We start from the raw sequence: 20,469 nt of genomic DNA, 5'->3' as shown, positions 1-20,469 counted from the left end.
CGGGTCACGGGAGGACCTCCGGGGCGGTTTCAGGGGCGCGCGGCAGCCCGCGCGGCGGTGAGAACGGGGAACTGGAGGAATGGGGAGAGGAACGGGGAGTGGAAGCGGAGGAGAGAGGGGGAGAGGAGACGGAAGCGGAAGCGGAAGCAACGCTGGGAGGGGACCCCGGGCGCGTGCCGCCGCGGGCCGGGCCACCCGATGCGGAAGCCGCGTATCCGGCGGTGCCCCGGGACGAGTTGCGGAACTGCCGGGGCTCCTCGGGCCGGTCGGAGTCCGGACTGCCCGCGGGAGCCGGGGAGTCGGCCGAGGCCGGGGACTCCTCCGCCGGGACCGGGGAGTCAGCCGGGGCCGGGGACTCCTCCGCCGAGGCCGGGGAGTCAGCCGGGGCCGGGGACTCCTCCGCCGAGGCCGGGGAGTCAGCCGGGGCCGGGAGCTCGTCCGCGGACTCCGCGTCGTCCCCGTACTCGAAGTCCGCCGGTTCCTCGAGGAGCCCGGACGGACGGCCGCTGCCGCGCCCCTCCTCGGTCTGGCTCCGCGCGCTGCCGGCCTCCGGCAGCCGGAGCGTGAAGGTGGAGCCCTGTCCTTCGGCGCTCCACACGGTGACCTCACCGCCGTGCGACGCGGCCACATGCTTGACGATGGCCAGCCCCAGGCCGGTGCCGCCGGTGGCACGTGAGCGGGCCGGGTCCACCCGGTAGAAACGTTCGAAGACGCGGTCCTTGTCCCGCTCGGAGATGCCGATGCCCTGGTCGCTGACCGATATCTCGATGAGGTCCCCGCCGGGGGCGGCGACCCTTCGGCCCGCGATGCCGACGCGGGTGCGGGCGGGCGAGTAGTTCACGGCGTTCTCGACGAGGTTGCCGAGGGCCGCCGCGAGCTGACTGCGGTTGCCCCACACATGGAGCCCGGCGCCGCCGGAGCCGGCGGCCGCGCCCGTGCTCGTACGGCCCGCGACGAGGGTGATGTGCTTGCTGCCCGCCGACTGGCGGCAGCGGTCTATGGCCTCGGCCATCAGCTCGTCCACGCCCACCCGCTCGGAGTCCCCCATGGGGTCGTCGTTCTGCACGCGGGAGAGGTCGATCAGCTCCTGGACGAGGCTGGTCAGCCGCGTCGACTCGTACTGCATGCGCCCCGCGAAGCGCTCGACCGCCTCCGGGTCGTCCGCGGCGTCCAGAACCGCCTCGGAGAGCAGGGAGAGCGCGCCGACGGGGGTCTTGAGCTCGTGGCTCACGTTGGCGACGAAGTCGCGCCGTACGGCTTCGATGCGGCGGGCCTCCGTCATGTCCTCGACCAGCAGCAGCACGAGCCGCGAGCCGAGCGGCGCGACGCGCGCGGAGACCGCGAGGGCGTCTCCCCGGCCCGTGCCGCGCCGTGGGAGGTCCAGGTCGACCTGCCGTATCTCACCGTCCCGCCTGGTGTCGCGGGCCATCTTCAGCATCGGATCCACCGCGAGGGTGCCGCCGCGCACGAGCCCCAGCGCGTACGCGGCGGAGCTGGCCTTGACCACTTCGTCCGACTCGTCCAGGACGACGGCGGAGGAGCGCAGCACGGACAGCACGGTGTCGACGCCGGGCGGCAGTACGGCCTCGGTGTGCAGCGACGAGCGCGTGGGACGGGCCTGGTCGCGCTCGCTCCAGCGGAACGCCAGCATCGCGATGACACCGGTCAGCACTCCGGCGATCGCTGCCGCTGCGGCGACCGCCGCGTTCACGTTCATGTCTCCAGGCTATGCGCGCTCGCCGACAGCGCCCCAGGGGAAGCAGGAGACCTCGAACACTCGTCTCCCAGAGTTCACCTTCAGGCCGTGGCTGGTTCACCCGAGAGGTCGGCGACGGACGCATTCCGGACGGAGCGTGGGAGCGTGGAGGGCCCCAGGCCCGGCCTCAGGGCCCTCTGTCGAGAGAAACATGCGAGGGAAGGACAGCCATGCGTGACGCGTACCACGAGGAGCTGGACTCGATCAGCGACAGCCTGGTCGACATGGCCCGGTTCGTCGGCTCTGCGATCGGCCGCGCCACGACGGCGATGCTTGACGCGGACCTGAAGCTGGCAGAGAGCGTCATCGCCGCGGACGAGAAGGTCGACGACATCCAGCGCGATCTGGAGGCCCGTGCGATCCAGCTTCTGGCGCGGCAGCAGCCCGTCGCCACCGACCTGCGGATCGTCGTCACCTCGCTGCGGATGAGCGCCGATCTGGAACGCTCCGGCGACCTGGCGCAGCACGTCGCGAAGGTGGCGCGGCTTCGGTTCCCGGACTCGGCCGTGCCGAACGATCTGCAGGCCACGCTGCTGGAGATGGGGCAGCTCGCGCAGCGGCTGATGGCGAAGGCCGCCGAGGTGATCATCACCAAGGACGTCGATCTGGCGCTGCAGCTGGAGCAGGACGACGACGCGATGGACGACCTGCACCGCACGCTCTTCCAGCACCTCATGGACGACCGCTGGCACCACGGCATCGAGACGGCCGTGGACGTGACGCTGCTCGGCCGTTACTACGAGCGCTTCGCGGACCACGCCGTATCGGTGGCGCGCCGGGTGGTCTACCTGGTCACCGGCGACTACGCCGACGAGATCGACGCGGCGACGGCGGCGGCCGGCGACGGCACGGCCCCGGTCGAGGGCGCCTAGGGCGGGTTCGCACGGGCAGGTCCCGCGGGACTGCGGACGTGATGCGCCATGTGCAACGACGCGCCCTTGATGCGCCCATGGAGCCGGTCCGAATGTGGGCAGGAGACCGGGGAGGGAAAAGGAGGGAAGTCATGGCTGATCACAGCGATCGTGCCCTGTCCCCCGCGCAGTCGGAGGACCGGCCGTCCCTGCACGTACTGGGGGCGTGCGGGTGCGGGCCGGGTTGCGGCTGCGGATGCCAGTCCGGCGGGCCCTGCCAGTGCGGCGGCTGCTGCGGCTGACGGGCTGAGCGCGCGAGCGCCCCTGCTGCGGCTGCCGCCGGCCGATGGCCGCTGAGGGCCCTGCCCGGTTCGACGGGGCAGGGCCCTCAGCTTCCCCGCGTTGTGCGGCCGTACGGTCACGCCAGGTACGGTCACGCCAGCGCTGCCAGACCTCTCTGGAGGTCGTCCCGGTTCATCACCGGCTGGATCTCCACCTCCGCGCCCATGGTCCGGAACAGCCGCTCGACGATGGAGGGGAGCTGCGAGCTGTCCTGCATGTCGAAGACCATGACGCACGAGCGCCTGCCGGAGTGAGGGCTGAAGTACGCCGCCTCCGGGTCGAGTTCGTCGATGAGGGAGTCGATCAGCTTCTGCATCTCGCCGTTCTCGAGCGTCTTGTTCGAGATCTGGGTGTCCAAGAGGGCTCTCAGCATCATCCTCATTGCGGCAGCTCCTCAGGTGACGTTCCGGCGTTCCGGCGTTCCGGTGTGCTGCTCACCCTCTGCCGCCGGGACCGGCGCGGCAACATTTCCTCGGCCGTACGAAGCGGCGCCACGGACCCACGGCATGACCGAGCCCCCTGCCCGCGGGCGCGCGCCCGCGGGCAGGGGGCTCGGTCGTCCTGTCGTGCGTTCCGTCGAGTCGTACCGCTACTTCTTGCCCTGGTTCTTCACGGCCTCGATCGCGGCCTTCGCCGCCTCCGGGTCGAGATACGTGCCACCCCGCTTCACCGGGCGGAAGTCCGCGTCCAGCTCGTAGCTGAGCGGGATGCCGGTGGGGATGTTCAGGCCCGCGATCTCGTCGTCGGAGACGCCGTCGAGGTGCTTGACGAGGGCGCGCAGGGAGTTGCCGTGCGCGGCGACGAGGACGGTGCGGCCGGCGAGGAGGTCGGGGATGATGCCGTCGAACCAGTACGGCAGCATGCGCCCCACGACGTCCTTGAGGCACTCGGTGCGCGGCCGCAGCTCACTGGGGACGGCGGCGTAGCGCGGGTCGTCGCTCTGCGAGTACTCGGATCCGTCGGGCAGTTCGGGCGGCGGGGTGTCGTACGAGCGGCGCCAGAGCATGAACTGCTCCTGACCGAACTCGTCACGGATCTGTGCCTTGTCCTTGCCCTGCAGGGCGCCGTAGTGCCGTTCGTTGAGCCGCCAGGAGCGGCGGACCGGGATCCACAGCCGGTCGGCGGACTCAAGTGCGAGCTGTGCGGTGCGGATGGCCCGCTTCTGCACGGAGGTGTGCAGCACGTCGGGGAGCAGCCCGGCGTCCCTGATCAACTCGCCGCCGCGGACCGCCTCCTTCTCGCCCTTCTCGGTGAGGTTCACGTCCACCCAGCCGGTGAACAGGTTCTTCGCGTTCCACTCGCTCTCTCCGTGCCGGAGGAGGATCAGCTTGTACGGTGCGTCGGCCATGCGGAGCACCCTACTGGGCGTGTCCGCGGGTCCGGCCGGTGTGTTCGGAGGCCCTATGCGGTCATCGCGGTGTGGCTCCCGCGCACATGTGTCGGCGGGCGGTTCGTCCCTACGGTCACGCCATGACCCCCGAGAACTCCGCAGCTGACAACAGCCGGACGCCTTCGTCCGCGTCCTCGTCCCCGGCATCGCCGGCACCGTCGTCCCCGTCGTCCTCGTCGCTGAAGCGCGTCGTCGCCGCAAGCCTCGTCGGCACGACCATCGAGTGGTACGACTTCTTCCTCTACGGTTCGGCCGCAGCCCTCGTCTTCGACAAGGTCTTCTTCCCGAGCTCCGACCCGCTGGTCGGCACGCTGCTGGCGTTCCTCACCCTCGCCGTCGGCTTCGCCGCACGCCCCATCGGGGCGCTCGTCTTCGGGCACTACGGCGACCGGATAGGCCGCAAGAAGCTGCTCGTGCTCAGCCTGCTGATGATGGGCGGTGCGACCTTCGCGATCGGGCTGCTGCCCAGCCATGCCGCGGTCGGTTCGCTCGCGCCCGTACTGCTGACGGTGCTGCGCCTGGTGCAGGGTTTCGCGCTCGGCGGCGAATGGGGCGGCGCGGTGCTGCTGGTCTCCGAGCACGGGGACGCGAAGCGCCGCGGCTACTGGGCCTCGTGGCCGCAGACGGGCGCGCCCGCCGGGCAGTTGCTGGGCGTGGCCGTGCTGGCGGTGATGACGGCGGTGCTGTCGGAGGCGGCGTTCGTGAGCTGGGGCTGGCGCGTGCCGTTCCTGCTCTCGGGTGTGCTGGTCGGCGTCGGGCTGTGGATCCGGCTGGCGGTCGACGAGTCGCCGGTCTTCAAGGAGGCCCGCGCCCGCGCCGAGGCCCGCAAGGCGGAGGCCGCGATGTCCGGCGGGGACAAGCAGGTGGAGAAGATGCCGCTGGTCGCGGTGATGCGCTTCCACTGGAAGGACGTGCTCATCGCCATGGGCGCGCGGATGGCGGAGAACATCACCTTCTACGTCATCACCGCCTTCATCCTCGTCTATGCCACCAAGGAGCTGGGGCTGTCCCAGCAGACAGCGCTCAACGCGGTACTGATCTCCTCGGCGGTGCACTTCGCCGTGATCCCCATGTGGGGTGCGCTCTCCGACCGGCTCGGACGGCGGCCGGTCTACTTGCTGGGCGCAGTCGGCACCGGCCTGTGGGTCTTCCCGTTCTTCCAGCTGCTGGACACCAAGAGCTTCGGTGCGATCGTGCTCGCGGTGATGGTCGGACTGATCCTGCACGGTGCGATGTACGGGCCGCAGGCGGCCTTCTTCTCGGAGTTGTTCGCGACGAGGCTGCGCTACTCCGGCGCGTCGATCGGTGCGCAGTTCTCGTCGGTGGCCGCCGGTGCCCCCGCGCCGCTGATCGCCACCGCGCTGCTCGCCGACTACGGCAACTCGACGCCGATCGCCCTGTACGTGATCGCGGCGGTGCTGCTCACGGTGATCGCGATCGTCTGTGCGAAGGAGACCAGCAAGCGGGACCTGACGAAGATCGGCGAGGACGACGCGATCGACGGCCCGGCAGCCGGCAAGGCGTCCGCCTCAGCCGCCGACCGCTCCCGCGAGCCGGTTCAGCCGTAGCGCGAGCTGCGTCTCGAGGGCGCGCTCCGGGGACTGCCAGTCGTCGCCCAGCAGCCTGGCCACACGCTCCAGGCGCTGGGCGACGGTGTTGACGTGCACGTGCAGCTCGTCCTTGGCGCGTGCGGGGCTCATCCCGCACGCGAAGTAGGCGTCCATGGTGGCCACGAGGTCGGTGCCGCGGCGGGCGTCGTAGTCGAGTACGGGGCCGAGCGTGCGGCGTACGAAGCTGCCGACGTCACGGCTGTCGGTGAGCAGCATGCCGATGAAGCCGAAGTCCTCGGCGGCGGCGCCCTGTCCGGAGCGTCCCAGGAGCCGCAGCGCGTCCACACAGCGCCGCGCCTCCGGGTACGCCGCGGCCACGGCCCCGGACTCCGCTGCGGGTGCGTTCACCGGCGCCGAGGCGCCGACCGTGACGGGCGCGCCCGCGGAGTGCCCCAGCTGGGGGGCGATCTCCTGGGCGGTGCCCGAGGGGGTGCCGCCGCCGGGCAGCGGCAGCAGAAGCACGATGCCGCCGTCCCTGGCGGCGGCCAGCCCGTGGCGGGTCGCGGCCAGGTGGGAGGCGGCGGCCCACAGGCGCTGCCTCCCCAGGCTCTCCTCCTTCTCCCCGCCGGCGTTCTTCTCCCATTCGGGGTGCCCTTCGAGGCGGGCGCTGAGCAGTACGTGGGGCGCGTCGAGGTCCGCCTGGAGCCGTGCCGCGCGGTCGCGCAGCAGGCGCGGGTCGTGGCTCGTGGAGTCCAGGAGGTCGTCGAGCAGTTCGCCGCGTACGCGCTGTTCCGCCTCGCCCGCGGAGCGGCGTGCGAGCAGCAGCAGGGACGTGACCATTGCGGCACGCTCGAAGGTGCGCTGGTCCACGGGGTCGAGGGCGGGATGCCCGTGCAGCACCAGGGCGCCCAGCAGTTCGCCGCCCGCGGAGACGGCGGTGACCCAGGTGCCGTCGTCACGCATGGCGTATCCGGCGCTGCGTGAGCGCTCCACGGCGGGGCGGGCGGACGCGGCCGCCGGTTCGACGAACTCGACGCGGCCGGCGAGCACTTCGGAGACCGCGGCGGCGACGTCCGTCACGTCGCCGCCGCGCAGCACCAGTTCGGTGAGCCGGTCGTGGACGTCGCTCGCGCGTTCCATCGTCTCGTTGGCGCTCTCCAGCTCCGCCATGGCGTCGCGGGTCTCGGAGAGCAGCCGCGCGGTGTCGATGGCGACGGCCGCGTGTGCCGCGAACGAGCCGAGCAGCGCGATCTGTTCGCGCTCGAAGACGCGTGCGCGACGGTCGGCCGCATACAGGACGCCGATGACGTCGCGCCCGCCGAGCAGCAGCGGCACACCGAGGATGGCGATCAGGCCCTCCTCGCCGACGGCCGCGTCGATCGGGCCGGTGTGCTGGAAGCGCTCGTCCGCCGGGTAGTTGTCGGTGACGTACGGGCGTGCGGTCTGCGCCACGAGTCCGCCGAGCCCCTCGCCCATGCCGAGGCGCACCTGCTGGAAGCGGGCCGAGACCGAGCCCTCGGTGACGCGCATGTAGGTGTCGCCGCGCTCGTGGTCGGTGAGGGTCATGTACGCGACCTCGGTGCCCAGGAGCGACCTGGCCCGCTGCACGATGGCGCGGAGCACGTCGTCCAGGTCGCGCAGCCCCGCGAGGTCGTGCACGGTCTCGATGAGCGCGGTCAGCTCGGCCTCGCGCCGCCGCCGTCCCTCCAGCTCGGCCCGGATGCGCAGCGCCTGCAGCTTGCCGCTCTCCAGGGCGGCGAGCTCACCGGGCGGTGCGCCGGCCTCGCGGGCGCGGGCGAGGGGTTCGTCGTACTCCTCGGCGGGCGCACTGCGGGCGAGGAGGTCCAGGTAGGCGGCGTAGGACGGCCGGGCTTCGGGCATGGTCACAGGCTTACCCGTGGTGGGGTGCGTGACGCCAGGGGCGGATGGTCCGCCGGGGGATATCCGGCGGGCGGCCGGCACCCGTCCGTACGGGGCGGGCGGCGGGCGGGCCGGTGCCAGGGGGTGTCGTCAAAGTAGCGTCGTCCGCCCGCAGGGCGGGGGGCCGCGGGGTCTGGTGCGTGCGATCGCAAGGCGGAGGGAGGAGAGCGCAGCGGGCTGCGCCGACGACCGACAACGCTGGAGGCACCTCCCACGAAGTGGGGGAGAGTGTGCGTGCCAGACCCCGCGGCCCAGACGGGACTTTGACGACACCCCCAGGGCCGGTCAGTGGGCGGTCCACGCGCCGTCGAGGGGAAGCGAGGCACCGGTGATGAACGACGCCTCCGGTGTGCACAGATAGGCGACGGACTCGGCGACCTCCTCGGGCTCCAGCAGCCGCTTGAGCGCGGAGTCGGCCAGCAGGATCTCCGAGACGACCCGGTCGGCGGAGATGCCGTGAGCCGCGGCCTGGTCGGCGATCTGCCGCTCCACCAGGGGCGTACGGACGTAGGCGGGGCTGACGCAGTTGGAGGTGACGCCGTGCTCGGCGCCCTCCAGGGCGGTGACCTTCGACAGGCCCTCCAGGCCGTGCTTGGCCGAGACGTAGGCCGACTTGTACGGCGAGGCGCGCAGCCCGTGCACGGAGGAGATGTTCACGATCCGGCCCCAGCCCTGCTCGTACATGTGCGGGAGCGCGCCGCGTACCAGCCGGAAGGGCGCCTCCAGCATCAGCGTGAGCAGCCTGTGGAAGTCCGCGGGCGGGAACTCCTCGATGGGACGGACCAGTTGGGCACCGGCGCCGTTGACGAGGATGTCGGAGCCCGCCGCCGCCTCCTCGGCGGCGTCCAGCCCGTCCGGGTCGGTGAGGTCGAGGGGGTGTGGCTGCGTCGAGCCGCCGGACTCGGCGTCCTGCAGGGCACGGAGCCCCTCGGCGTCGCGGTCGACCGCCCGGACCTTCGCCCCTGCCGCCGCCAGTCTCAGAGCACACGCGCGGCCGATGCCGCTCGCGGCACCGGTGACCAGCGCGGTGCGTCCGGTCAGGTCGAGGGCGACGGAGTGCGGCCCGGCGGGGCCCGGTGTCAGCTGCTCGGTCATGCGGCAACGCTAGGGCGGTGCGTGTGGGCGCCCAATGTGGTGGCGCCACACTCGCGCCCGGCGACCGCTGGACGTACGACACGTTCGGACGCCGCCTTCGGCACCCCTACCGTTCGATGCGTCCCCGACGGGACACCCCCCACGGAAGGAGCGCCATGAAGGCACCGTGCTCGAAAGCCGCTCTGATATTGACCGCGACAGTCGCGATGACCGCGCTCACCACCGCAGGACTCACCGCCGTAACCGGGGAGACGTCCCTGGCGGCGGCCCCGGCCGCCGAGGCGGTGGACGCGGGCGAAGTGCGATCCGGAGAAGCCGCGGACGACGCGGCCGGTCCTGAGAAGGCCGGTCTTGAGAAGGCGGCCGGTCTTGAGAAAGTCGGCGACTTCGGCTCCAATCCCGGAGCGCTCAGCATGTACCGCTACACCCCCGACGGGCTCCCCGCGAAGAGCCCCGTGGTCCTCGCGCTGCACGGCTGCAACCAGGACGCGGCGATGTACTTCGAGGGCGCCGGCTGGCAGAAGGCCGCGGACGCCGGCAAGTTCTCCCTCGTCGCGCCGCAGCAGGAACAGGGCAACAACGGCATCAAGTGCTTCAACTGGTTCGAGCCCGGCGACACCGCCCGGGACAAGGGCGAGGCGCAGTCGATCAAGCAGATGGTGGACAAGACGGTCGCCGACCTCGACGCCGACCCCTCGCGCGTCTTCATCACCGGCCTCTCGGCGGGCGGCGCCATGACGGCCTCGATGCTGGCGTCCTACCCGGACGTCTTCAAGGGCGGCGCAGTCATCGCCGGCCTTCCGCACGGCTGCGCGAACAGCTCCGCCGAGGCGTGGACGTGCATGAGCCCCGGTGTCTCCAAGTCGGCCTCCGAGTGGGGCGATCTGGCCAGGAAGGCTGCCCCCGACCACTCGGGCGCACGGCCGGAAGTGTCGGTCTGGCACGGCACGGGTGACACGAAGGTGGTGCCGAAGAACGCCGAGGAGTCCGTCAAGCAGTGGACGGACGTGCTCGGAGCCGACCAGGAGGCCGACGCCACCGAGGAGTTGCAGGGCGGCACCACCCGCTCCGACTACCAGAACGGCGACGGCGACGTCGTCGTACGCACCTACCTGGTGGACGGGATGGCGCACGGCACCCCTGTGAAGCCGGACGAGGACTGCGGCAAGGCCGGGCAGAACTTCCTCGACACGATCTGCTCCACCAAGCACATCACCGCGGACTGGGGGCTGGGAGGCTGACGGAAGGTCCCTCCCCGTCCCCCGAGCGCTCCCCCAGAGGTGCCAGCCCTGCACGTACACCCCGTGCACGTGGGCCGCTCACACCTCTGGGGGAGCGCGCATCTACGGGTCCTGTGGCCCTTGTTCACGCCTCTGCGGGCGCACACACCGGGTGTACGTGACGGGGCCACGGATCTTCCTGCGGAGGCGCCGCGACCGCGCTTCTCCCACGATGAGACCGGCGCCCGCGTCCGTGCGGCCGCCGTACACGCAGGAAGAGGAGAAGGGAAGCTGATGAGGAACCTCGCACGCGCGACGGCCACGGCCGGCATCGCGGTCGTCATCGGAATCGTCGCCATGCCCTCGGCCTCGGCTGCAACGCAGGAAGCCGGGAAGGCCGCCAAGACCGCGGAGGCCGGCGAGGCCGCCAACTCCGCCTCGTCCCAGGCGTCTTCGAAGTCCGCGCAGTCCTCCAAGGCGTCGGCGGAGTCCACGGCCGTCAAGACGGCTCTGGCCTCCGGGCGCCCCGTCACCGTCAACGTCTACTACGTGATGCACGACGGCCGCGTCGTCAGCGAGCAGGGTCCGGGCGACAACGCCGCCCACGAGGTCGAGAACCACTCCGGCGCGATCGACATGCAGACCCAGAACGAGTCGGTCAAGACCGGCGACCTGGAGGCGGAGGTGGACGGGAAGCAGACCAACAGCCCCGTCACCTTCGAGGTCGAGGGCTCGGAGCAGGACACGGGAGAGGTCTCCTGATCCGCTGATCTCTCCTGGTGCGCCTCGGTCTCCCTGATGCGCTGATCTCCCCTGATCCTGTGCCCCCCGGTGATCCCGGTGTCCCGGTGATCCTCGCGTTCTCCCGGGGGCACTCCGGACGGCCGGCCGGCTGTCAGCCCCGCTTCCCGCCGTCCGGGGTGCCTCCCGTCAGATGCGTGAACGCGTCGAGGTTGCGGGTCGATTCGCCACGCGACGTGCGCCACTCGTACTCGCGGCGGATCGCCGACGCGAAGCCCATCTCCAGCAGGGTGTTGAAGGAACCGTCGGCGTTCTCCAGCACCGCTCCCAGCAGCCGGTCCACCTCCTCGGTGGTGACGCCGCTCAGCGGGAGACGGCCGGCCAGATAGACGTCGCCGAGCTTGTCCAGGGCGTAACTCACCCCGTACAGGCGGGTGTTGCGCTCCAGGAGCCAGCGGTGCACGGCCGCGTGGTTCTCGTCGGGACAGCGAACGACGAAGGCGTTGACGGAGAGCGAGTGCCGCCCGACGGCGAGCGAGCAGGTCGTGGAGAGCTTGCGGGTGCCGGGAAGCGTGACGACGTACGTGCCCTCCGCGGGGCTCTCCCACTCCAACTCGGCCTCGCGCAGAGCCTGTTCGACGGTGCTGCGGGCCCGGCGCACGGGGTCGGCGCGCGGGGTGCCTTCGGCGGAGCCCTCGGCGGCTCCGACGGCTCCGGCGGCGCCTTCGGAGTTGCCTGCGCCTCCGGCGCTCGCGCCGCTTCCGGCGCCCTTCGCGTGAGCCTCAGCGTCAGCCATGGGCCGATCGTAGGCGACGGCGCTGGTCGTGCATCGCGTCGGCATAGACGTCGAGGGTGCCTGCCGCGGCGGCGTCCCAGCCGAATCCGGCGGCGTGCCGTGCCGCGGCCTCGCCCATCCGGTCCGCCGGGCCGTGCGAGCCGTCCGCCGGTCCGTCCGTGACGAAGCGCCGCAGCGCACGCGCGTACGCCCGCGGCTCGTGGCCGTCCACCAGGAATCCGCTGACCTCGTCCCGCACCGCGACCGGCAGCCCGCCCACGGCGGCCGCGATCACCGGCGTCCCGCACGCCTGGGCCTCGACGGCGACCAGCCCGAAGGACTCGCTGTAGGAGGGCATGACGAGCACGCTCGCTGCCCGGTACCAGTCCGCCAACTCCTCCTGCCCCACCGGCGGATGGAAGCGCACCATGTCCGAGATACCCAGCTTCGCCACGAGTTTGTGCAGCCGCTCCGGCTTGGCGAGTCCGCTCCCGCTCGGCCCGCCAACGACCGGGATCAGCAGACGGCCGCGCAGCGACGGCTCCTCACCGACGAGCAGCGCCGCGGCGCGCAGCAGGATGTCGGGCGCCTTCAGCGGCTGTATCCGTCCGGCGAAGAGCGGGATCAGGGCGTCCTGCGGCAGCCCGAGCCGGGCACGGGCCGCCGCACGTCCGTCGGCGGGCCGGAAGCGCTCCAGATTGACGCCCGGGTGGACCACGGCGGTGCGCGCCGGATCCGCCTCGTAGTGCCGCACCAGCTCGTCCGCCTCCTCGGCCGTGTTGGCGATGAGCCTGTCCGCGGCGCGCACGATCTGCGTCTCGCCGATGACCCGGGCGGGCGGCTCCGGGGAGTCACCGTCGGCGAGGGCGGCGTTCTTCACCTTGGCCATGGTGTGCATGGCGTTGACGAGCGGTACGCCCCAGCGCTGGGCGGCGAGCCAGCCGACGTGTCCGGAGAGCCAGTAGTGGGAGTGCACCAGGTCGTAGTGGCCCGGCCGGTGCCCGGCCCAGGCCTGCATCACGCCGTGTGTGAACGCGCAGAGCTGCGCGGGCAGTTCCTCCTTCGCCAGGCCCTCGTAGGGGCCCGCGTCGATGTGCCGTACGAGCACACCGGGGGCCAGCTCGACGCTGGGCGGCAGCGCCGCGGCGGTAGCGCGCGTGAAGATCTCCACCTGGGTGCCGTGGGCGGCGAGCTGCTTGGCGAGCTCGACGATGTAGACGTTCATCCCGCCCGCGTCCCCGGTCCCCGGCTGGTGCAGCGGGGAGGTGTGCACGCTCAGCATGGCCACCCTGCGGGGCCGGCGCGCGGGGCCGAGCCTCAGCCGCGGCCGCTGCTGCTGCTGGGGCAGGGGGCTCCGCCCGGGCCGCAGGCCCCGGGGGATGGTGCGGAGCTGGCCGAGCCGCGCCATGTACTGGCTCACGGGCTGTTGCCTCCTCGTGTGGAGTGCCTGCCGTGGTGCAGGTGGGGTGCGGTGCCATGGCTGTCGTGGTTGTCACAGCTGTCTGTCGTGGCTGCCATGACTGCCATGGACGCCGCTTGCTGTTGTCGATGCGGGTACGTCTGCGCTGCGGGCATGCCGGGCTTCGGGCATGCGGACGCAGAGCCTGAGCCCTGCAACCGTGAACACCGGAGGAGCTGGTTCCCATTTCGGCTTTGCCGAATCGTGACAAGGGCCCGCGGCCCTGTTGCCTCCTCGGGCGGGCTCCCGGGCTCCGTGGTCCGTTTCCGGAAGCTCCTTCGGCGCGCTTCCCCGACCCCCTTCGGCCCGTGGCCCGTCGGGAGGCGGGTGGGATGCGCGAAGCACGCCCTACGCTCGTGACATGACCGCCGGTTCCCCTTCCCGCCCCGCTGTGAACGGACCGCGTTCCCGCCCGGTGGGGAACGTGACGCGCGGGACCACCGGCCCCAACCGGCTGCGCCGCATGGACCGTTGGATAGCCGCCGTACACGCGCCGGCGTTGCGCCGCTCGCTCCCCCTGAGCCCGCAGCCCGGGCGGGACCCCCGGCCCCCGCTCGCCGTCGACCTCGGCTTCGGGGCCGCGCCCTGGACGGCCGTCGAGCTGCTGCAGCGGCTGCGGAAGGTCCGTACGGACGTGCGGGTGGCCGGTGTCGAGATCGATCCCGAGCGGGTCGCGGCCGCGCTCCCGTACGAACGTGACGGTCTGACCTTCCTGCACGGCGGCTTCGAGGTACCGCTGCCGGGCGGTGTGCGACCCGTACTGATCCGCGCCGCCAACGTGCTGCGTCAGTACGACGAGGCGGAGGTCGCCCCGGTGTGGGCCCGCCTGTGCGGGCGGCTCGCCGCACCGGACGGGCTGCTGGTCGACGGCACCTGCGACGAGATCGGACGCCGCCATGTGTGGGTGGCGCTGGGCCCCGAGGGGCCCCGTACGGTCACCTTCGCCGCCCGGCTGGGTTCGCTCACGGCGCCGTCCGACCTGGCCGAGCGGCTGCCCAAGGCGCTCATCCACCGCAACGTCCCGGGCGAGCCCGTGCACGCGTTTCTCCACGACTTCGACCGCGCCTGGGCGACGGCGGCGCCGTACGGTGCGCTGAGTGCGCGGCAGCGCTGGATACGGGCGGTGCGGGCACTGTCCGTGGACTGGCCGGTGACGGGAGGGCCGCACCGCTGGCGGCAGGGCGAGGTCACTGTGAACTGGCATGCCCTCGCCCCGCGCGGCGGCTGACGGCAGGCAGATGGGCGATCGGCGGCTGACGGCTGACGGCTGACGGCTGACGGCTGACGAGTAACCGATAGCGGAAAACGGATCACGGATAACGGCTGACAGATAACAGATGACGAAATCTGTCAGCCGTGCGCTGCGCCCCCGGCTGCCCCTCAGCCGACATCCCCCTCAGCCCGCGCCCCCTCAGGCCGCGCGCAGCAGCTGACCACGCCCGAAGAGCAGGGCGTACCCCTCGGGGAGATCGGCGAGAACCTGGTCGGTCAGGTCGTCGCCGCACACCTCTGCCAGCACCGCCAGCACCGAGCTGACGTCCCAGCGGGCCGTGGCGGACGTCGCACCGTCGAGACGGCGGGCGGCGGCCTCCACGAACTCGGCGGCCGTCAGCGCCTTCGTCACGGGCAGCTGGTACCTCAGCGTCTCGGCGGCCGTCGCGGGCAGCCGCCCGGCGACGCGCTCGCGGACGCCGTTCGTCAGGTGGCCACCGAGGGCCGAGAGAACAACCCGGATGACCTGCTTCGTCTCCGCGTCCGTCGCATAGCGGCCGTACTCACGGACCCGGGTCACGAGTTCGTTCCACTGCATACCTGTCCGTCCCTTTCCGTTTCTGCGGCTGACCTGAGTGGCCGCTCTCCGTGGTTCCCGGAGAGCGGCCAGAAAATGTGCGGGAATGTGCGGGAGAGGGGAATGTCACAGGAGCGCCGGCTGTCAGCCGGTGAGCTGCCTGTCGGGCCGGTCCCCTGCCTCCCGGCGGGAAGACCCCACTCCTCCGCTGATCTCGATCTTGCGGGGCTTCGCCTGCTCTGCCACCGGGATGCGGAGGGTCAGTACGCCGGCGTCGTAGGCGGCGTCGATCCGGTCGGCATCCAGGGTTTCGCCGAGGATGAGCTGACGGCTGAACGTGCCCGCGGGACGCTCCGCTGCGATCAGCTCCGCATCCTCGGGGGCGGGCGAACGCCGCTCTGCGTGGACGGTGAGTACGTTCCGCTCGACGTCCAGGTCGATGCTCTCGGGGGCGACCCCCGGCAGATCGAAGTGGATCACGAATTCGTCGCCGGAGCGGTACGCCTCCATCGGCATGGCCGCGGGCCGTGCCTGCGTCCCGAAGGCCTGCTGGCTGAGGCGGTCGAACTCCCGGAACGGGTCGGTGCGCATGAGCATCACGGTTCATCTCCTTCCATGGACGGCACTTCCGTCCGATGCCCTGTGCTTTCTTATATACACCAGGGCGAGGAAAGTTGACAAACTCACACTCAACTACAGTTGTCTTCCCAGTTCAAAGGGCCTGTCCTGCTGCCTCGCGCTTGTCGCTCACCACCTGCTGCCACAGCTTGCGGAACTCCTGCCGCGCCGCCTCCGCCTCCTGGCGCTGCCCGGCGTGCAGCACACCGAGCGCGTACGCGGTGGCGGGGGCGATACGGGGCGTGCGGGCGGCAGTGGCCGCCGCCTCGGCCGCCTCCACCGCGTCGCGGTGCCGGTCGAGCGCGGTGCTCGCCGCCGTGAGCTGCTGCGCCGGACCGTCCGCTTCCCGCGTGCCCGCGCCCCTTTCACCGCCCGGGCCCGCTCCGGGGCCCGCTCCCGGCTCCGCGCCCGGACCGGCGGCCGGGCCGCCACCCGCAGGCGGCGCCGCCCCGGCCGCGTACAGCACCTCCTGCGCGTACCGGTGGTGCCGCAGCAGTATCCGCACCTCGAACCAGGCCGCGTCCTGCCTGCTCTGCACGTCGTGGCCGCCCCGCCCGTCCGGCGCCGCCGGGATCCGCCCCGTCCGGGGCAGCGCCTCGACGGCGCCCACGAGACGTTCATGCGCCCGCTCCGCCAGCGGTACGAGCACCGCACCCGCCCGTCCCCGTGGCGCGTCCGGGGCGAGAGGCACCTCGTAGGCCAGTACGGCCACCGCGTCCGCGACGGCGTGGAAGCGGGAGGAGACCAGCGTCTCCAGCGCGGCGGAATGCGCCCTGCTGCGCGCCAGCGTGTGCTGCCGCTCCAGCAGCGCCGCCGCACGGTCGCCGCCGACGCCCTCCACCGCGAGCCGGTGCAGCGCGGCGAGCAGCCGGGCCTGACGCGCGCCGCAGCGGTACTCGCGGGCCAGCGTGCCGGAGAGTCGGCGCAGCTCGCCGCTCAGCTCGTCCGCCCAGGCGGCGTCCACGAGCGGGCGGTAGGTGAGGAGGGCGGAGCCGATCCGCCGGGACGCGGCGCGAAGCTGACGTACCGCCTCGGCCGCCGCCGGCGCGGTCTGTGCGCTGCCCGCGCTCTCCTCGTGCATGCGCAGGCTGCGCAGGAAGTCGGCAGCCCAGGTGTGCAGACACCCGCTGAGCACCTCGGCGGCGTCCGCCGTCTCCAGTGCGGCCGCCGACCCGGCGGGACCGGTGGGCCCGGCGAGCCCGCCCGCTCGTCCCCTCACGGCTCCGTCACCCCCATCACCCCGTCGCTCCGTAACTCCGAAACTCCGTAACCTGCACGTCCTGCCGCCCTGCACACCCGCCCGGCCCGCCCGGCCTGTCGGCCCCGGCCCCGCAGGCCCCGCAGGCCCCGCAGGCCCTGCAGGCCCCTCAGCCGGGCGCAGGCCCGCGCCGCCGCCTGCGGCCCTCGATCAGCGATTCCTGGATGTTGCGCAGCGGCTGTCCCTCCGCGTCGTGTGCGTGCCGCGTCCACTCCCCGTCCGGGCCCAGGTGCCAGGAGGCCGTGTCGTCTGCCATTCCGGTCTCCAGCAGCCTCGCCAGGGTGGCCCGGTGTGCGGGGTCGGGCACCCGCACGAGCGCCTCGATGCGGCGGTCCAGGTTGCGGTGCATCATGTCCGCGCTGCCGAGCCACACCTCCGGGTCGCCGCCGTTCCCGAACGCGAAGATCCGCGAGTGCTCCAGAAACCGTCCGAGGATGCTGCGCACCCGCACCGTCTCGCTCAGGCCCTCGACTCCCGGTCGCAGCGCGCAGATTCCGCGGACCCACAGGTCCACGGGCACTCCTGCGCGCGAGGCCCGGTAGAGCGCGTCGATGACGGTCTCGTCGACTATGGAGTTGACCTTGAAGCGCACGTACGCCGGATCTCCCGCCCGGTGGCGGCGTATCTCCCGGTGGATGCGCGAGACCAGTCCGTCCCGCAGCGAGGTGGGGGCGACGAGCAGCCGCCGGTAGGACTCGCGCCGTGAGTAGCCGGAGAGCCGGTTGAAGAGGTCGGAGAGGTCCGCGCCGACCTGCTGGTCCGCGGTGAGCAGCCCCAGGTCCTCGTACAGACGTGCCGTCTTCGGGTGGTAGTTGCCGGTGCCGACGTGCGCGTAGCGGACCAGCGTCTCGCCCTCCTGCCGCACCACCAGCGAGAACTTGCCGTGCGTCTTGAGCCCTACGAGGCCGTGCACGACGTGGCACCCGGACTCCTCCAGCTTCCGCGCCCACTTGATGTTGGCCTGCTCGTCGAAGCGTGCCTTGATCTCGACGAGCACCAGCACCTGCTTTCCCGACTCGGCGGCGTCTATCAGGGCGTCGACGATCGGCGAGTCACCGGAGGTGCGGTAGAGCGTCTGTTTGATCGCCAGTACGTCGGGGTCCGCCGCCGCCTGCTCCAGGAACGCCTGCACGGAGGTGGAGAAGGAGTCGTAGGGGTGGTGCAGCAGTACGTCGCGCTCGCGCAGCGCGGCGAAGATGTCCGGCGGCTGGGCGGACTCCACTTGCGCCAGCCCGCGCTGCGTGCCCGCCACGAACTTCGGGTACTTCAGGTCCGGCCTGTCCAGGGCGGGGACGATCCCGGACAGCCCCGTCAGGTCCAGCGGCCCCGGCAGCGGATAGACCTCGGCCTCCGAGACGTTCAGCTCGCGCACCAGCAGGTCCAGCACGTACGGGTCGATCGACTCCTCGACCTCAAGGCGCACCGGAGGGCCGAAGCGGCGGCGCAGCAGCTCCTTCTCCAGGGCCTGGAGGAGGTTCTCGACGTCGTCCTCCTCGACCTCCAGGTCCTCGTTGCGCGTCACCCGGAACATGTGGTGTCCCAGCACCTCCATGCCCGGGAACAGCTCCTCCAGGTGCGCGGCGATGACGTCCTCGACGGGGACGTACCGCTGCGGCGACGCCTCCAGGAAGCGCGCCAGCAGCGGCGGGACCTTCACACGCGCGAAGTGCTGGTGCCCGGTGACCGGATTGCGCACGACGACGGCGAGGTTGAGCGAGAGCCCCGAGATGTACGGGAAGGGGTGGGCCGGGTCGACCGCCAGCGGCGTCAGCACCGGATAGATCCGCTGCCGGAAGAGGGTGAAGAGCCGGGCCTGCTCCTTCTCGGTCAGCCCGTCCCAGCGGATCAGGTGCAGGCCCTCCGCGGCGAGCGCCGGGGAGATGTCCCGCTGGTAGCAGTCCGCGTGCCGCGCCATCAGCTCGCGCGAGCGCGACCAGATCTGCTCCAGCGCCTCGCGCGGCTGCAGCCCGGAAGCGGAGCGGGTGGCGACGCCGGTCGCGATGCGGCGCTTGAGGCCGGCGACGCGGACCATGAAGAACTCGTCCAGGTTGCTGGCGAAGATCGCGAGGAAGTTGGCGCGCTCCAGCAGCGGCGCGTCCTCGTCCTCGGCGAGCTCCAGCACGCGCTCGTTGAAGGCGAGCCAGCTGCGCTCGCGGTCGAGGAAGCGGTCCAGGGGAAGATCGTCAGGTGCGCCCTCGGCGGAGAGCGCGTCCGCCGCGATGTCGGGGTCGGAGTCGAGATCCCGGTCCAGGTCGGGCACCGTGCCGCCGCCGGAGCGGTCGGTGGGCACCGCGGGCGGTACGGCGTACGCGACGTCGTGACGGGCCGCGTCGTGACCGGCCACGTCGTGACGGGCATCGTCGTGACGGGCGTCGTCGTCGGGGTCGTGATGGGGATCGAACGGGGTGGGGGATGCGGATGCGGCACGCGAGGTGGGCTCGCTCATGGCCCCATTGTTCCCCGCGCGGGTGACAGCGCCAGGGGCACGGAAGCGACGAGCGGGGAGTTGCATTCCGTGATGCTCACAAGCTCGTCTTAATCAGCGGTTACGCACACATGGCCACCGGGCGAGCGGCGGACCACCGGCACGTCTTCCGTAGTACGGGCCTCAGTACAGGCCCCCGCCGGCGGCCGGACCGCGGCCGGGCGGCAGCCTGCGGACGCCACCGGCGGACAGTGGGTCCGGGCGGCGGGCGTCAGCTCTCCGTGCGGTACATCAGGTCCGTCTCGTACGTCGTGAATCCCAGCCGCTCATAGACGCTCACCGCCGCGAAGTTGTCCGCGTCGACGTAGAGCATCGCCGTGGGCAGCCCCCGGTCACGCTCCAGGTGGCGCAGGCCGATCGCCGTGAGGGCCTTGCCCAGACCGCTGCCCTGCGCCTCGGGGGCGACGCCCAGCACATACACCTCACCGAGCTGCTCCGCGCTGTGCACCTTCGTCCAGTGGAAGCCGGTCAGAACGCCGTCCCGCTCCGCGAGGAAGAAGCCGTACGGGTCGAACCAGGGCTCCGCCTTCCTGTCGTCCAGGTCGCGCTGGGTGAGGCTGCCCTGCTCGGGGTGGTGTGCGAAGGAGGAGGCGTTCAGCGCCAGCCAGGCGGCGTCGTCCTCACCGGGGCGGAACGTACGCACGGTCACGCCCTCCGGAAGCACCGGTTCGGGCAGCGCAGGAGGCTGTCCCTCCGTCAACGGCCGCCGCATCTGGCGCAGTTCGCGGAAGAGGCTGAGCCCGAGCACCTGCGCGAGGTGCCGCGCCGCGGGGTGGCCGCCGTGCGCCCACACGCGCAGCCGCTTGCCGGACTCCTTCAGCAGCGCCTGCCCGAGCTGCCGCCCGTAGCCGCGTCCGCGGTGCGAAGGGTGCACGGACAGCTCACCGGTGGGCGGCTCGACGGGGTCGGTGTCCTCGAGCTGTGCGTAGCCGACGAGATCGCCGTCCTGCCGCAGCAGAAGATGCCGTACACCGGGCCGCCGGCCGCCGCGCAGCTGGAGCCGGCCCTGCTCGGAGAGAGGGGACTGCCCGTCCGTACGGGCCGACTCGTCGATCAGCAACTGCACGTCCCGTACGACCTCGGCCGACGCCTCATCCACTACCACCACGTCGCTCATGGGACACGACCTTACGAGACGTGGGCGGCGCTCCACCTCCCCGCCCGTCGCGAACCCGGCGGCGAGCGCCCGTGGTTCGCGACAGGGGCGGCCGCGGGCGGTT

General features: G+C 72.0%; 17 protein-coding genes. 5 read left to right on the top strand and 12 right to left on the bottom strand.

Going from position 1 to position 20,469, the window contains the following annotated elements:
* Nucleotides 1–4: 4 nt before the first annotated feature.
* Nucleotides 5–1,717 (bottom strand): sensor histidine kinase, encoded by a 1,713-nt coding sequence (locus ACSMXX_RS17755; RefSeq protein ID WP_473179676.1) that lies wholly within the window; start codon nucleotides 1,715–1,717, stop codon nucleotides 5–7.
* 209 nt (nucleotides 1,718–1,926) lie between these two features.
* On the opposite strand from ACSMXX_RS17755, the gene phoU reads away from it, so the two are divergent.
* Nucleotides 1,927–2,628, top strand: a complete 702-nt coding sequence (phoU, locus tag ACSMXX_RS17750; protein WP_473179675.1) for a phosphate signaling complex protein PhoU — start codon at nucleotides 1,927–1,929, stop codon at nucleotides 2,626–2,628.
* A 412-nt stretch (nucleotides 2,629–3,040) separates the two neighbouring features.
* Here phoU and ACSMXX_RS17745 read toward each other — a convergent pair whose 3' ends face one another.
* Both ACSMXX_RS17745 and ACSMXX_RS17740 read right to left on the bottom strand, forming a co-directional pair.
* The gene (locus tag ACSMXX_RS17745) at nucleotides 3,041–3,331 is read right to left on the bottom strand and encodes a hypothetical protein (RefSeq protein ID WP_473179674.1); all 291 of its coding nucleotides are present in this window, start codon (nucleotides 3,329–3,331) and stop codon (nucleotides 3,041–3,043) included.
* 207 nt (nucleotides 3,332–3,538) lie between these two features.
* Nucleotides 3,539–4,297, bottom strand: a complete 759-nt coding sequence (locus ACSMXX_RS17740; RefSeq protein WP_473179673.1) for a phosphoglyceromutase — start codon at nucleotides 4,295–4,297, stop codon at nucleotides 3,539–3,541.
* Nucleotides 4,298–4,419: 122 nt separating this feature from the next.
* On the opposite strand from ACSMXX_RS17740, the gene ACSMXX_RS17735 reads away from it, so the two are divergent.
* Nucleotides 4,420–5,907 carry an MFS transporter gene (locus ACSMXX_RS17735; RefSeq protein WP_473179672.1) on the top strand — a complete coding sequence of 496 codons (1,488 nt, stop codon included), beginning with the start codon at nucleotides 4,420–4,422 and terminating at the stop codon, nucleotides 5,905–5,907.
* Here the strand turns inward: ACSMXX_RS17735 and ACSMXX_RS17730 are convergent.
* The gene (locus ACSMXX_RS17730; RefSeq protein ID WP_473179671.1) at nucleotides 5,869–7,770 is read right to left on the bottom strand and encodes a helix-turn-helix domain-containing protein; all 1,902 of its coding nucleotides are present in this window, start codon (nucleotides 7,768–7,770) and stop codon (nucleotides 5,869–5,871) included. The two genes, ACSMXX_RS17735 and ACSMXX_RS17730, sit on opposite strands and share 39 nt — an antisense overlap.
* 324 nt (nucleotides 7,771–8,094) lie before the next feature.
* Entirely contained in the window at nucleotides 8,095–8,904 is an 810-nt protein-coding gene (locus ACSMXX_RS17725) for a 3-hydroxybutyrate dehydrogenase (RefSeq protein ID WP_473179670.1), read from the bottom strand.
* Nucleotides 8,905–9,059: 155 nt separating this feature from the next.
* Between ACSMXX_RS17725 and ACSMXX_RS17720 the strand changes: the two genes are divergently transcribed.
* Together ACSMXX_RS17720 and ACSMXX_RS17715 are read left to right on the top strand one after the other, a co-directional pair.
* A complete protein-coding gene (locus ACSMXX_RS17720) occupies nucleotides 9,060–10,145 on the top strand; it encodes an extracellular catalytic domain type 1 short-chain-length polyhydroxyalkanoate depolymerase (RefSeq protein ID WP_473179669.1) in 1,086 nt (361 codons plus the stop codon).
* A gap of 273 nt (nucleotides 10,146–10,418) precedes the next feature.
* On the top strand, nucleotides 10,419–10,886 hold the full coding sequence (locus ACSMXX_RS17715) for a hypothetical protein (RefSeq protein WP_473179668.1): 468 nt from the start codon (nucleotides 10,419–10,421) through the stop codon (nucleotides 10,884–10,886).
* A gap of 133 nt (nucleotides 10,887–11,019) precedes the next feature.
* On the opposite strand, the gene ACSMXX_RS17710 is transcribed toward ACSMXX_RS17715, so the two are convergent.
* Both ACSMXX_RS17710 and mshA read right to left on the bottom strand, forming a co-directional pair.
* Nucleotides 11,020–11,661, bottom strand: a complete 642-nt coding sequence (locus ACSMXX_RS17710; protein ID WP_473179667.1) for a type III secretion system chaperone family protein — start codon at nucleotides 11,659–11,661, stop codon at nucleotides 11,020–11,022.
* Nucleotides 11,654–13,060: a D-inositol-3-phosphate glycosyltransferase gene (gene mshA / locus ACSMXX_RS17705; protein WP_473179666.1), complete on the bottom strand. Its 1,407-nt coding sequence runs from the start codon at nucleotides 13,058–13,060 to the stop codon at nucleotides 11,654–11,656. The genes ACSMXX_RS17710 and mshA overlap by 8 nt, the downstream gene beginning before the upstream one ends.
* A gap of 400 nt (nucleotides 13,061–13,460) precedes the next feature.
* On the opposite strand from mshA, the gene ACSMXX_RS17700 reads away from it, so the two are divergent.
* Nucleotides 13,461–14,327: a class I SAM-dependent methyltransferase gene (locus ACSMXX_RS17700; protein WP_473179665.1), complete on the top strand. Its 867-nt coding sequence runs from the start codon at nucleotides 13,461–13,463 to the stop codon at nucleotides 14,325–14,327.
* A 183-nt stretch (nucleotides 14,328–14,510) separates the two neighbouring features.
* Here the strand turns inward: ACSMXX_RS17700 and ACSMXX_RS17695 are convergent, their stop codons facing one another.
* The 5 genes from ACSMXX_RS17695 to mshD all read right to left on the bottom strand — a co-directional run bounded on the left by ACSMXX_RS17695 (nucleotide 14,511) and on the right by mshD (nucleotide 20,366).
* Entirely contained in the window at nucleotides 14,511–14,909 is a 399-nt protein-coding gene (locus ACSMXX_RS17695; RefSeq protein WP_473179664.1) for a DUF2267 domain-containing protein, read from the bottom strand.
* A 123-nt stretch (nucleotides 14,910–15,032) separates the two neighbouring features.
* A complete protein-coding gene (locus ACSMXX_RS17690; protein ID WP_473184834.1) occupies nucleotides 15,033–15,485 on the bottom strand; it encodes an Hsp20/alpha crystallin family protein in 453 nt (150 codons plus the stop codon).
* Between the two features lie 115 nt (nucleotides 15,486–15,600).
* Nucleotides 15,601–16,725, bottom strand: coding sequence for a CHAD domain-containing protein (locus tag ACSMXX_RS17685; RefSeq protein ID WP_473179663.1), 1,125 nt, complete (start codon nucleotides 16,723–16,725; stop codon nucleotides 15,601–15,603).
* A gap of 148 nt (nucleotides 16,726–16,873) precedes the next feature.
* Nucleotides 16,874–19,210, bottom strand: coding sequence for an RNA degradosome polyphosphate kinase (locus ACSMXX_RS17680; RefSeq protein ID WP_473179662.1), 2,337 nt, complete (start codon nucleotides 19,208–19,210; stop codon nucleotides 16,874–16,876).
* Between the two features lie 250 nt (nucleotides 19,211–19,460).
* Nucleotides 19,461–20,366, bottom strand: coding sequence for a mycothiol synthase (mshD, locus tag ACSMXX_RS17675; protein ID WP_473179661.1), 906 nt, complete (start codon nucleotides 20,364–20,366; stop codon nucleotides 19,461–19,463).
* Between the last annotated feature and the right edge of the window lie 103 nt (nucleotides 20,367–20,469).

The sequence above is a fragment of the Streptomyces sp. DSM 116795 genome, assembly GCF_055792905.1.
The sequence above is the reverse complement of the archived record's forward strand: the minus strand, read 5'-3'. Positions and strand labels throughout refer to the sequence as shown.